This is a genomic window from Alkalitalea saponilacus, from assembly GCF_900168165.1.
Classification (GTDB): domain Bacteria; phylum Bacteroidota; class Bacteroidia; order Bacteroidales; family Marinilabiliaceae; genus Natronoflexus; species Natronoflexus saponilacus.
Genome location: NZ_FUYV01000075.1, coordinates 1 through 1,630, shown reverse-complemented (window position 1 = coordinate 1,630; position 1,630 = coordinate 1). Strand labels below are relative to the sequence as shown.

The window sequence follows — 1,630 nt, the reverse complement described above, 5'->3', positions numbered from 1 at the left end:
TAAACATCTAAACCCCAATATTTTATATATGATGTTGTACACCGTATTCTATTTCTTCATTAATTCATATTCATCCAATAACTCACTTAAATCATTAAGTTTCTTATATCTTGATAAAAATCTGTCTCTAAATGAATAAATCATTGGAAAATACATTATAATTGATGTTATGAGTATCGTTATAAGAAGTGTTATTAAAGTAATTGCTTTTAAATCAGATTTAAAGTAATCAAGAACTTTATCAATATATGAATACCATAATGGCAAAAATAAAGCAATAAAGGCACTTGAACAAAACATAAATGGTAACCGTTCATTTTTTGCTTTCTCAGATATAAGTCTTTTTATTTCACCTGTTTTATTAATCAATTTTTTTTCTTTCAAATAACTGTCAAGCCTGTTGTAAATCATGACATTAATCATTTCATGCGACCACTTAAACCGTGAAATATAAATTTCAGGATAAAGCTTTTTTATTGTCATTGCATTGAAATATCTACCTATCAGAATAGACGCAATAAGTAAAGGTATAATTGTAAGTAATAGTATATATAGTTCATTCACATGAAAATAAAAGAATAAACCTGATGGAATTAAGGCAACAACCAAAAAAAGTGAATTTTTTATGATTCCATTTTTCTGGGTCACTATTGAATAAAAAGTCAAATTTGATGTATAATAATCTATTAAGTTCTCAATCATGGTAGCTTTTAATTTTGTATGTCAAGTTTATTTAAGTTCATCTGTGTCAAAGGGATTTAAATTGGCTAATTCCGCCTTATTTTGTAGATTTATGTCAGATGTTACAAAAATAATATTATCACTAGGGTTGCTTACTTGCAATTCAAGCACATTTGCAATTATCCTATCATCATTATTTTGGGGGTCTAACCAACTTAAGCTTTTTTCAAAATTTGGTTCAGTTGCAATCATTTTCAAAGTTATATTTCGATTCACGGTTACCCCTGTTAATACGTCACCTTGATTCCTATAACCTTTTAGCCTTTTTATTACAGAAGTAACTTTCTTACGGAACTCTTCATTTCTATGTGTTATCTTATGTTTATCTAATTCAGACAATACAGTTGGTAATATTATAAATTCATAATTCTCCGATTGAGAAATGCTTTTGTAGGAAATTGGTTCTGGATATTGTATTAAAGAGTTTGTATCAGGAACAATAACTGTTTTAATATTCTCATTAGCGTGAAGTTCAATGAATTTCGTAAAAACACTGAAATATGCTCTGCAATTCTGCTTTCCAGCTTCAATTGTTTTTGGTGCGCTTTTTTGATTTATTAAATTGATGATGTTTCTTTTTGCATTTAATATATCTTGTTTTGTTTTTGGATTGGCATGTCTTAGCAATAGTTCGAAACTCTCAACAAAATTAGAGTATTTTAATTTAGCTACCATTTGTGTCTTTTCGTCTTTTTGACGCCAATGATAAGGGGAAAGTCCAAGTATAACAACGTCACTTCCTTTATTCCAGTCGTTATAATATACGGATGAATTATTAAGCATTTCATCAATGGTTAATATAATATTTTCAATCTGAGAATTTAGTTTATTAATGAATGAAGTGGTTTTCATGCTAAGTATAGATTTTCTGATATATGGTGTACAACGT

2 protein-coding genes are annotated in these 1,630 nt (G+C 28.0%); both read right to left on the bottom strand.

All coding sequences use genetic code 11. From position 1 onward, the window contains the following. Positions 1–48: 48 nt before the first annotated feature. Entirely contained in the window at positions 49–702 is a 654-nt protein-coding gene (locus tag B5X70_RS17665) for a hypothetical protein (protein WP_079559225.1), read from the bottom strand. A 27-nt stretch (positions 703–729) separates the two neighbouring features. Continuing rightward, positions 730–1,630 (bottom strand): PIN domain-containing protein (locus tag B5X70_RS17660; RefSeq protein WP_234995098.1); only part of this gene is annotated, 901 nt, incomplete at its 5' end.